The sequence below is a fragment of the Jeotgalibacillus marinus genome (assembly GCF_040801915.1).
In the GTDB taxonomy this organism is placed as follows: domain Bacteria; phylum Bacillota; class Bacilli; order Bacillales; family Jeotgalibacillaceae; genus Jeotgalibacillus; species Jeotgalibacillus marinus.
Map to the genome: position 1 here is coordinate 1 of NZ_JBFMIA010000159.1, position 272 is coordinate 272.

Below are 272 nucleotides of genomic sequence, written 5' to 3' on the forward strand. Positions count from 1 at the left end.
TTACCATGGGTTAGCTCAGCACCTTTACTTACGCCTGTGGTTCCACCCGTATATTGCAGCAAGGCCGTGTCTTCTCGTTGAAGATCTTGCCAATAGGCCGCAACGTCGAGACGTTTTTCAGCCTTGAGTTTTCGTCCTATCTCAATCGCCGAATCCAGTATTTGAGCATTAAGATTATGCTTTGGAATCGCCTTATTCCAATACTTGAGGACCAAGTTTAAAACACCACGAATAAGCGGCGAGAACCATTGGGAAATCGATGTCAGAACCAC

Annotated in this window: 1 protein-coding gene; it reads right to left on the minus strand. The window is 46.0% G+C overall.

The window, feature by feature from the left end:
• The coding region (locus AB1471_RS17365; protein WP_367780981.1) for an AMP-binding protein at window positions 1-272 on the minus strand (272 nt) is incomplete at both ends.